This is a genomic window from Silvanigrella sp., assembly GCF_044369315.1.
In the GTDB taxonomy this organism is placed as follows: domain Bacteria; phylum Bdellovibrionota_B; class Oligoflexia; order Silvanigrellales; family Silvanigrellaceae; genus Silvanigrella.
Map to the genome: position 1 here is coordinate 1 of NZ_JBIPMD010000101.1, position 10694 is coordinate 10694.

A 10694-nucleotide genomic window follows, 5' to 3' on the forward strand; every position below is an offset into this window, starting at 1 on the left:
TTAATGCAATTTGGTGTGGATTATATTCAATCAGGTATTCAATCTGCTGACTTATTAAATCAGATTATAAATAAAAATATAAAACCAATGGATACCGAAATTATTGCACCAAATAGCAAAATTTATATTAATTCTTTTGAATTAAAAAGACTCAACATTACGTTACCTGAATCATTAAAACAGGAAGTTACTTTATTATAAAAATTAACCTTAATTTTAAGGTTAATGTTCACTCAGTAAGAGCGAGCAAGTTCATTTAGGAATATGCATAATGTCTTCATCACTTTTGCCAGTGGCTATTGGAATACTTGAGCGTGGATTTATTGGATCATTTGTAGTTATGGCTATTTATTTAGCTTCACGAGTAATGAAATTTGATGACTTTAGTATTGAAGGAACATTTGGCCTTGGTGGTGCCATTGTTGCTTGGGCTATTTTACATGATACAAACCCTTGGCTAGCTCTTATTCTTGCTATTATTAGCGGTGGTATTTCTGGCTGTATTACAGGCTTACTTCATACAAAACTCGGACTAAATAAATTAATTTCAGGTATTGTTGTTACTACAATGCTCTTTTCAATAAGTATAAATATTGGCACGGCAAATGTGGCATTAGGAAATGCGAAAACTATTTTTACTTTTGCTCAAGAATATCCTTTTGGTTCTTTAATTATATTAGCATTAATTACATTTTTTATTGCTTATGTTTTTATCTGGTATATGAAAACAGAAAATGGATTTATATTAAGATCTACTGGTGTAAACGAACAATTTGTTACTTCTCTTGGAAAAAGTGTCCCATTTTATATTACACTTTCTCTTATTATGGCAAATTCTTTGAGCGCCCTTGCTGGTGGAATTTTTGTCCAATACAGTGGTTTTTTCTCTGCATTTGGAAATGTTGGTACTTTAATTGCTGCTTTAGCTGGGTGTATGATCGCAGAATTAGTTGCTGCAAATATGTTTTTAATGGCAATTCTTGGCTCCATTATTTATCAATTAATTATTGCTATTACCATTGAATTACAAGTTGAACCATCTTGGCAAAAATTAATTACTGGGCTCCTTATTGTAGTTATCCTAGTTGTTAAAAAAATGGAAAATATAAAAGGAGCCAAAGCGGTATGATAAAGATAGAGAATGTACATGTAAGTTTTGGCGAATTCAAAGCCCTTCAGCAAATAAACTGTGCAATAAACGAAAAAGATTTTATATTAATATTAGGTCATAATGGCGCTGGTAAATCCACTTTATTAGATACCGTTTCTGGACGCATCATTCCAACAAAAGGTAAAATATTTCGAAATAACGCAGACATCACAACGCTTTCAGAAGCAAAAAGATCCCAATTTATCAGTCGCGTCTTTCAAAATACCCATATGGGATCTGTTGCAACCATGACAGTTGCTGAAAACTTAGCTATGGCAACTCTAAAAGGAAAAATAGCAGGATTTAAATCGGCAATTAAAAATTTTCCTGAATATATCGTTGAAGAAACTCTGAAACCACTTAATCTACGATTAGAAGAGCATTTAAATACCCCAATCGGTAAATTATCTGGTGGACAAAGACAAATCATTACCATTGTAATGGCTACTTTATGTGACCCCGATATTTTATTATTAGATGAACCAACAGCAGCATTAGATCCTGTTTCAACAGAAAACTTGCTACAATTTGTTCATAACTTTACGAAACAAAGAAAAATGGCCACAATGATGATTACTCACGATGAACAACGTGCCAAATTTTTAGCAAACCGAACATGGGTTTTGCAAAAAGGATTTTTGCAGACGGAATAAAAAAATCTTGAGAAATAAAAATTTTAACATGAAATCTTTATATTTGTACTCAATCAAAATCTGAAATTAAAATTTTATTTAAAATTAATTTCAGTTCCAAAATTATCCGCAAAACAATCTGAATTATTTAATTTCCAATCGACCCTATCCATTTGACCAGGCCCATATGGTGCCACAACAAAAATACAAGTTTTTTTACGATTTGGTACTTTAATCAAATCTTCATCATTTCTTACTCCAGTAAAGGAGTAAATGGAATTAAAAGATTTTGCTTCGGTTACAATCATACCAAATTTTCGAGTCGAATTAATTGGTATTTCAATTTTTTGATTTAAATCTACTGGATTGCAGGATTCATCGACAAAAATAATATTATTTTCGTAAAATCGAGAAATTTGAAGAAACCAATTATATTTATTGTCTTTATTATTTATTGTGTACCAAACATGAACCCTTTTTAAATTCCCATTTATTTGGCAACTTGGATTTTGGGTCAAACCAAATATCGGGAATGAGCTTAAGAAAAAAAGGACTGTACTTAATTTTAAAAAACGCAACGGCATTTTATACCTCCAAAAGAAAAAAGAGTTTTTAATGATATTGATTCATATTTTCATATTTTCATATTTTAATTTTGTCAAGTATCTAAAATTATTGTTTTTAAAAATTGCTGAGAACTTATTCCTATTTATAAATGAAGAAATTTTTGGAAAAAGGGATTCGTATTTTTTTTGTTTTGCTTGACATTAATACAACATGTTTGGTATCCACAAAATAGCGCACTATCATACTGGTACGTAATATAAGGAGGTTCTGTCACATGTTGCTTCAAAAGGAATACACAAATACCAATCATTGCAGAAAGTTTAGAATAGATCCTAAAACTCTATCCTGGACTCCGGATAGTTGGCGTTTTTATCCTGCTTTGCAACAGCCTTCATTCCAAGACGTAAAATTGCTTCAGAAATGCTTAAAAAAACTAAAAGAGGCTTCTGAAATTGTTTCTTTAAGTAAAATAGAAGAATTAAAAAATAAAATAGCGAGTGCAGAAAAGGGAAAATCATTTCTTTTTCAAGCTGGGGATTGCGCTGAATTATTTAAAGATTGCACTTTTGATAAAGTGAAATTAAAAATATTAGAACTAACGAAACAAAAAGAAATTTTACAACTAGGATTAAATAGAGAAATTACTTTAATTGGAAGAATGGCTGGGCAATTTGCAAAACCAAGAAGTGACTCATTTGAAACAAAAGAAAATATAACTTTGCCTGCTTATAGGGGAGACATTATAAATTCAAATGAATTTACTTATGAGGCAAGAAGAAATCATCCAATTAATTTAATTAAAGCATATCAAAAAGCGAAAAAAGTTTTCAGCTATGCGCAAATATTTAATAAAAATTCTTATACCTATACCTCACATGAAGCTTTGCTGCTTGATTATGAAAGCACATTAACAAGATATGATGCTCGTTATAATCGTTTTTATAATTCGAGCTCGCATTTTGTTTGGGTAGGAGAAAGAACGCGGCAAATTCAGGGAGCCCATATTAAATATTTATCGGGAATAACAAATCCTATTGGCATTAAATTTAGCGAAAATATAACAATGGATGAATTGCTCAAAATGATTGAAATATTAAATCCAAACCAAGAAAATGGAAAAATTGTATTGATTCCTAGAATGGGTCATCAAAAAATTTCAACCTATTTACCAAAATTTATTCGTTCCATACAAAAAGAAGGTTTTCAAGTTACTTGGATGAGCGATCCGATGCATGGAAATACGGAAAAAACAATAAAAGGGATCAAAACAAGATATTTTAATAAAATATTAGATGAATTAGTTCTGTCTTTACATATTCATAAGTCAGAAAATTCATATTTGGGTGGCATGCATTTAGAAACTTCTCCAGATAACGTAACAGAGTGTATTGGCGGATTTCAAGATATAACAGAAAATGATCTTCATTTAAATTATCAAACAGCCTGTGATCCAAGACTAAATTCTTCACAGACAACGGAAATTATTTCTCAATTCATAAAAGAATATATGAGGATCTCAAATGAAAAATTTAAATAATCAAAATTTTTTATCCTATCCAAAAGAAACTTTTATACCAAATAAAAATCATGTATCTGGAATTCTTTATTTGAATAGAATAGAATTAAAACCACACAGTGAAACTGGGGATTCAATTGCTTCTCAAATAAAATTAAACTCATCAAAAAATTTCATGAATAATAAAAAAGAAAATAGTAGTTTTTTTAAATTAAAAAAATCAGGGCAATTAGAAATTTTAAGAGAATTACAAGAAATTTCTAAAATTAATAACTTTCATTGTTTTATTATTTTAAGCTTTGAAGCTGCACATGTCATCGAAGAAATTCCAATTTATGATAATGATACCGTTTTGGCAGAATTTATGATTAGCGAATGTTCATCTATTGATACAAATTTATTTTTAAATCATATTAAAGAGCAAAAAAATAATGATTTAAAAGTACCAAAATGTCACTTAATTCAAGATTCAAGTGATCAATATTTTAAAAATTATGATAAAGTAATGGAACATTTTAAGGAAGGTGATGTTTATGAATTGGTTCTTTTTAGAAAATTAGAATTTAAAACCGATCCATTACAAATGTTCAATTATTTAAAAAATTCAATCGCGTTACAAAGAGCTCCTTATCGATTTGCTTTAAATTTTTTTCAAACGGATATTATAGGAGCAAGTCCAGAAATATTAATAGATATCGAAAATGAAAATGTAACAATGAAACCAATCAGTGGTTCCATTCGTAGAGCTTCAAATGAATATTTTTTAAGTGAACAAGAATTATTAGAGTTAGAAAAACTCTATTCTTCAGAAAAAGAAAAATGTGAGTTAGACATGTTAGTAGACCTTGCAAGAAACGATTTAAATCGATTTTGCAAAAATGTGTCTGTTAGCAATTATAGAGAACCATTAATTCTCGAACATATTATTCACACACAATCAACAGTAACAGGAAAATTAAAATCTGATTTTGATTGTATCGATGCCATTCTTTCTTCAATCAATGCAGGAACACTTGTTGGTGTTCCAAAAAGAAAAGCAATGGAAATAATTTCAAACTCAGAAAATGAACCAAGAAAATTTTACGGTGGAAATTTAATTCATATAAAACCCGATGGGAATATAATTGCAATTATTCTTATTCGGACTGCATTTTTAAATCAAAGTAAAATCACTTTTCAAGCTGGTTCTTCAATTATTTTTGAAGCGAATAAAGATTATGAGTATTGGGAATGTGGTTCTAAACTTAAAAATATGCTTTCAATTATTAATCAAGATCATTATTGTTTTAATGAAAATAAATCTCCTGAAGTTGTTTTGAATTTAAGTGCTAAATTTCAAAAAAACAAACTTCATAAGAAAAAGCTTCTTATGATTGAAAATTTTGATAGTTTCACATACAATCTTGTTTCTTTATTTGAAAACTGTGGTGCTGATGTAGATATTATAAGAAATACGACAAAAGATTTTGATTTTTCAAAATATGATGGAATTATATTATCGCCAGGCCCATCTCATCCAAAAGAGGCGGGCTATTTAATTGAACATATTCAAAATTTAATCGAATTAAAACCAATTTTTGGAGTATGTCTTGGATTTCAGGCCATTATTGAAGCTTGTGGTGGAAAAGTTTCTAAATTAAAAAATCCTGTGCATGGTAAAGCAAGAACCTGTTATGTAGAAAATAGTAAAATACTTTTTCAATCGCTCCCAAACGAATTTGAAGTAGGCCGTTACCATTCTTTATATGCTGAAAATATTCCAAAGAAAATCAATATTGTTGCTTATGACGAATTACAAACTCCTATGGCATTAGAATATTTAAATAAAAAATCAAATGTATGTGCTGTTCAATTTCATCCTGAAAGTTTTTTAACAGGAGCAATTGGTGAAAAAATGATTAAAAATTGGATGGAGTCTTTTTAAATGAAAAAAATTAGGGAAGAGTCTAATTACATAATAAATATTCTTTTAAATGATGAAATTACCACAGAGTTACTTTATAAAATTGGTACTAATTTAAAGCCTGAAGTTTTAGCAAACCTTGTTCTAGAAATAAAAAAACAGGGTAAAACTCCTCAAAATTTAAATGAAATTATTTTAAGTGCTGATTTTCCTGTTTTTGATATTGTAGGTACAGGCGGTATTGGAGGTAATAAATTAAATACCTCTACTTTAGTCAGTTTGTTTGCTCCTAATATTGGATTTCAAGTTATTAAACATGGAGGTCGTTCTTCAACTGGAAAAGTAGGAGCTATCGATTTTATTGAAAAATTAGGAATTTCTCTGGAATCTGTTTTTTTAAACGCTGCTGAATACTTTAGGGTAACAGGTGTTGTTTTTTTAGCGGCTGCTTATACTTATCCCATGTTTGCAAAAAGCGCTCCTATCAGAAAAAAAATGCAAGGACCCACTATTTTTAATTTATTAGGCCCTCTTTTAAATCCAATTCCAGTTGAAGCAAAAATGATAGGTGCTTTTAACCAGAGTATTGCAAAAAAATTAGCGGAAACATGCAAAATATTAGATCAAAAAGCCGTGATTGTGACCTCAAAAGACGCGGAAGGATATTTAGATGAAGCTTCGCCATTTGCAAAAACTTACTTATATTTTTACAAAGATAAGGAAATTTATGATTTTGAAATAGAACCATTTGAAGAAATAAGTGATTCTAGATTTAATATTTTTTCGGATGGTGTTCATATTGCAAATGACCTTTTAAGTTTAAAAGAGACAAATGAGACGCAAATTGCTAAAAAATTAATTGCATTCAATCTTTCCATCTTGGGTGTTTTAAATGAATTTAAATCCTGCTCCAAAAATAATTTAAATGCCTTACTCATTCATATTCCTAAAAAAATAATTTCAAATTATAAAATCATTTTAGACCAAATGAATGAACATATTAATTTGGTACAAAAAAGAATTTTAAAAATAAACCAATTAAAAAAAATACATTCAAAAAGCCCTATTTTAGTAAAAAATAATCTTATTTTGTCATCATTTAAAAATAATATTTCTCATAATTCAAATCAAATTGAGTCTTTTTTTCAAAAAGAAAAATTACTCCTTGCAGAAATAAAATTATCTAGACCACAAGAAAATTTTAACTCAGATTTATCTATAGAAGATAGGATCAAATCTTACCAAAATTCCGATGCTATTAGTGTTGTAACACATCCATCCTTTTCAGGTTCAATTGATCTTTTACAAAAAGTAAGAAGACTTACAACAAAACCTATATTAGCTAAAGATTTTATAAGAACAATTGAAGAAGCTCAAGCTTTAATAAATGCGGGAGCAAATGGTATTTTATTACTTCAGGACATGCTAAATGAAGTAGAATTAAAAACCCTTGTTGAATATTGCAATAATCAAAATGTCGCTTCATTTGTGGAAAGCTCTTTTCAAATTCCAACTATAGGTGATTTTCATGTTTTAAATTCTCGAAATTTATTTTCACTAGAAGAAAATAAAGGATTTCGCGATTTTTTAATTCATTTTTCAAATACAAAGATAGATTCTTCTAAGATTATTTTAGCAAGTAGCTTAAATTCTCATTTAGAAATTCGAAATTGTTTATCTATCTTTAAAGGCTGTATAGTGGGCTCGGCTTTTATGAAGATTAGTGAAGCAAGTTCTATTCGAAATTTTATTTCTAAATGCATTAATAAAAAGCCAACTATTAAATTTTGTGGAGCCCGCACTTTAAATGATATCGATCGCGCAATCGAATTAAATATAGATTTAATTGGAATTAATTTAATTCCTGCCTCAAAAAGATTTATAGGTAAAAATAACTTAATAAAATTAATTCCACATTTGGAAAAAATACAAGATAAAATATGTTTTATAACAAGAGATGATGTTTGTCTTGAATGTTTAAAAATTATTTCACACTTTAAAAGTATTGAGCAATGTTATTCAATTCCAATGCTCATAAATAGAAATAATTTAATTGTTTCTAATTCGCAAAAGTTTTTGGGCATGAATGCATTTCTACTTGATAGCTCAATTCCTGGTTCTGGCATAGAAGAACAATATCCTAAAAATTTAAAGAAACAGCTCATTCCTGTTTTTGCTAGTGGAGGAATTCATGAGCAAAATGTTTTATCACGTCTTAATGAATGCAAAGATATGGGATGGTCTCCCGTTGGAATAGACTGTGCTACTGGTGTTAGTAATTCTGATTTAACAGCACATCTTGACTCTTTTTCATTTGAAAAAATGAGTTTACTTATTTCTAGGATTTGAGGTTTTCAATTATGTTTAAATTATCAGAAAAAATGGAATTACAAGATCGTTTTGTCACTCCACTTCTCGAAAATGCATTAGATTTTTTAAATAATGGATTTTTATCTTATATAAATGATAAGAATGAAAAAGAAAAATTAAAAGAATTATTACAAGACTTTTGCGGAAGAGAAACACCACTTTTTGAAGCAAAAAATTTAAGTAAACTCTTTGGTGGAAAAATTTATATTAAAAGGGAAGATCTCGTTCACGGCGGAGCCCATAAACTAAATAATGCAATTGCTCAGTGCTCCTTGTCAAAATACATGGGAATTCCCAATGTCATTGCAGAAACGGGTGCTGGACAACATGGTGTTGCTTCTGCAATGGCAGGAGCAAATTTAGGCTTATCTGTAAAAGTTTATCAAGGTGAAGTAGATATTCAACGGCAAAAATTAAATGTGTTACGTATGAAATTATTTGGTGCACAGTTGATTTCAGTAACAGAAGGTAACGCTAAATTAAAAGAAGCAGTTAATGCAGCTATGCGTGATTGGGTTTCGTCTTATCAAGATCACTTTTATTGTATTGGTTCCATCGTTGGGCCATATCCTTTTCCAAAAATGGTGAGAACATTTCAAAAAATAATTGGAGAAGAAACGAAATCTCAAATCATCCAAAAAACAGGAAAACTTCCCTCTGCCTTATTTGCATGTGTCGGAGGAGGGAGCAATGCAGCGGGAATGTTTACTCCTTTTGTTGATGATATCAATGTAGATCTTATTGGTTGTGAAGCAGATGGAGCAGCAAGTTTAGAAAAAGGCGGTATGGGAATATTGCATGGCATGGAAACCCTTGTACTTCAAAATTCAGAAAGACAAATTGCACAAACACATTCAATTAGTGCTGGATTAGATTATCCAGCCGTAGGTCCTTGGTTATGTGGTTTAAAACAAGAAAATAGGTTATCCCATTATTCCATTAATGACATAGAATGCATAGAAGCTCTTCAACTTTTAGCAAAAGAAGAAGGAATATTATGCGCATTAGAGTCTGCTCATGCAGTTGCGGGAGCAAAAAAATATTTAAATCATAATCCAGGTAAAACCATTGTTATTTGTTTAAGTGGACGTGGTGATAAAGATTTAGATACGATATCAAAATATGTTAATTTAAGTGAGAATATAATATGAAAATTGGAATTTATTTTACAATTGGAGATTTAGGAATAAAAAATAGTTTAGCAATTTTTAAAGGATTATTAGATGGCAAAGCAGATCTTCTTGAAATAGGATTGCCATTTAGCGACCCTTTATTAGATGGAACGACAATTCAACAAAGTCATGCAAGGGCTGTTAAGGAAAATATATCTTGGGAAGAAATTTGCAATGGGCTTTCTGATTTAAAAAAAATGTGCAATTTAAATCAACAGATTTCTATCATGACAACCTCACAGCATTTATATGATATAAATAGAAGATATAAAATTCCAGAATTAGATGGTATTTTAATTTCAGATATTCGCCATAATATTCAAAATCCGTTTCCTGTTTCCACAAAAAGAGTCTGGTTTTTAAATCAAGAAATTGCTTTAAAAAAAGATAATTTATTTCCTCCAGAAGAAATATCCATGATCTATTTAACGCGAGTTCAGGGAACTACGGGTGAAAATCAAAAAAACGAACTATCAACCGAAAAAGCAATCGATAATTTAAAATTAATTTCGAATAAAGATGTTTGGCTTGGTTTTGGTATTTCAAACCAAAATGATATTTTAGAAGCAAAAAATCAAGGAGCATCAGGTGTCATAATAGGAAGCTCTTTTGTTAAAAAAATTACGGATTATTATTTTAACCAATTATTAGATCATGATGAAAATGAAATAAGTAATTTACTTTATCATTTTAGTAAAAATTATCTTGCTGAATTAAAATCAAATATAAATAAATTATTTTAATAAAAATTTTTATTTAAAGCATTAATTTTAAATTATTTTTCATATCATTTATTTTAATATTATCATTTAAGTTTAAAATTGTTTCATTGAAACTTTCTATTAATAAAAACTTCCCACTTGTAATATTTATCGTAAAAAAACCTTTTGTAAATTTATCCAAGTTAATGCTAAATAAAATCCAATCAGACATTCTTGTTTGAGCAGGTTGAACGAATTCAAATTCTGGACCAAACGAACTTATACATTTTTGTTTTAAATCATTCATTTTATTTTCAGCATCGGAACCTGAAATATTAAAATAATCAACAGATATCACGTCTTCTTCATGAACATGATATATTATTTTTTTCTCACCTTTTATACTTATATACTGATTTTGAGAGTCTTTTAACCAATGCCATTTTCGATCTTTATTTGCACAATAGACAGAAAGTGATATTTCTTCTGCATAAATAAAAGATTGAAAAAATAATGCAGTTAAAAAAAAAATAGAATAAATATTTATTTGATGATTTTATGGTAGGTAGAGACATGACTTTTATTTCCTTTCAAATAAAGTAATTCATTGCCATGAAACCCCTGCAGAACCGGACTTGTAGTTTTCCCACATCCGGCTCCCAGAGATGATATTCATTGCGTAG

At 29.2% G+C, this 10694-nt stretch carries 9 protein-coding genes and 1 pseudogene; 8 read left to right on the forward strand and 2 right to left on the reverse strand.

All coding sequences use genetic code 11. The features are described 5' to 3' along the window. The 3 genes and pseudogenes from ACIQ56_RS09485 to ACIQ56_RS09495 all read left to right on the forward strand — a co-directional run. A pseudogene (locus ACIQ56_RS09485) lies at window positions 1-201 on the forward strand (hypothetical protein); the annotation flags it as partial. Window positions 202-271: 70 nt separating this feature from the next. Continuing rightward, complete coding sequence (locus ACIQ56_RS09490; protein ID WP_397600823.1) at window positions 272-1129, forward strand: ABC transporter permease; 858 nt, start codon at window positions 272-274, stop codon at window positions 1127-1129. Next, window positions 1126-1803 (forward strand): ATP-binding cassette domain-containing protein, encoded by a 678-nt coding sequence (locus tag ACIQ56_RS09495; protein ID WP_397600824.1) that lies wholly within the window; start codon window positions 1126-1128, stop codon window positions 1801-1803. Before ACIQ56_RS09490 ends, ACIQ56_RS09495 begins: the two co-directional genes overlap by 4 nt. Window positions 1804-1877: 74 nt before the next feature. On the opposite strand, the gene ACIQ56_RS09500 is transcribed toward ACIQ56_RS09495, so the two are convergent. Beyond that, on the reverse strand, window positions 1878-2366 hold the full coding sequence (locus tag ACIQ56_RS09500) for a hypothetical protein (protein ID WP_397600825.1): 489 nt from the start codon (window positions 2364-2366) through the stop codon (window positions 1878-1880). A 257-nt stretch (window positions 2367-2623) separates the two neighbouring features. Between ACIQ56_RS09500 and ACIQ56_RS09505 the strand changes: the two genes are divergently transcribed. From ACIQ56_RS09505 to trpA, 5 genes are read left to right on the forward strand one after another with little or no spacing between them, the layout of a single operon-like run. Next, window positions 2624-3886: a 3-deoxy-7-phosphoheptulonate synthase gene (locus ACIQ56_RS09505; RefSeq protein ID WP_397600826.1), complete on the forward strand. Its 1263-nt coding sequence runs from the start codon at window positions 2624-2626 to the stop codon at window positions 3884-3886. Beyond that, window positions 3870-5789, forward strand: a complete 1920-nt coding sequence (locus tag ACIQ56_RS09510) for a chorismate-binding protein (protein ID WP_397600827.1) — start codon at window positions 3870-3872, stop codon at window positions 5787-5789. Before ACIQ56_RS09505 ends, ACIQ56_RS09510 begins: the two co-directional genes overlap by 17 nt. Further along, complete coding sequence (locus tag ACIQ56_RS09515) at window positions 5790-8117, forward strand: hypothetical protein (protein WP_397600828.1); 2328 nt, start codon at window positions 5790-5792, stop codon at window positions 8115-8117. Window positions 8118-8128: 11 nt separating this feature from the next. Then, on the forward strand, window positions 8129-9289 hold the full coding sequence (trpB, locus tag ACIQ56_RS09520) for a tryptophan synthase subunit beta (RefSeq protein ID WP_397600829.1): 1161 nt from the start codon (window positions 8129-8131) through the stop codon (window positions 9287-9289). After that, the gene (trpA, locus tag ACIQ56_RS09525) at window positions 9286-10053 is read left to right on the forward strand and encodes a tryptophan synthase subunit alpha (RefSeq protein WP_397600830.1); all 768 of its coding nucleotides are present in this window, start codon (window positions 9286-9288) and stop codon (window positions 10051-10053) included. Before trpB ends, trpA begins: the two co-directional genes overlap by 4 nt. 13 nt (window positions 10054-10066) lie before the next feature. On the opposite strand, the gene ACIQ56_RS09530 is transcribed toward trpA, so the two are convergent. Further along, the gene (locus tag ACIQ56_RS09530) at window positions 10067-10369 is read right to left on the reverse strand and encodes a hypothetical protein (protein ID WP_397600831.1); all 303 of its coding nucleotides are present in this window, start codon (window positions 10367-10369) and stop codon (window positions 10067-10069) included. Window positions 10370-10694: the final 325 nt, after the last annotated feature.